Below are 274 nucleotides of genomic sequence, written 5' to 3'. Positions count from 1 at the left end.
GGCCTCGTCATTCGTGATGAGCAGACCCTGCGTGTTTTCCGAATCGATCAGTTCGATCTTCGAGACGTGGTAGTTGAGATAAAGATCCCAAGCCGAAGAATCGTTCTGTTCAACGCCGAAGACTTCGTCATGACCGCTGCTGCCGAAGCCGCGCGTAACGATCGCCACATCGCGGCCGTCCTGCGTCAGCGTTTGTTCGGCATCGGAATTGACCGTGTTGAGCTTCAGATAGTCGTTGAGCAGATCCGTGAAATCGGCTTCGTCGCTCGAGGAG

At 55.1% G+C, this 274-nt stretch carries 1 protein-coding gene; it reads right to left on the bottom strand.

The genetic code is table 11. The features are described 5' to 3' along the window. The coding region (locus H6A60_RS13135) for a hypothetical protein (RefSeq protein ID WP_205105309.1) at window positions 1-274 on the bottom strand (274 nt) is incomplete at both ends.

It is taken from the genome of Sutterella massiliensis, from assembly GCF_016899755.1.
Classification (GTDB): domain Bacteria; phylum Pseudomonadota; class Gammaproteobacteria; order Burkholderiales; family Burkholderiaceae_F; genus Sutterella; species Sutterella massiliensis.
Note: the sequence above shows the minus strand (reverse complement) of the source record. Positions and strands in the feature narration are given on the sequence as shown.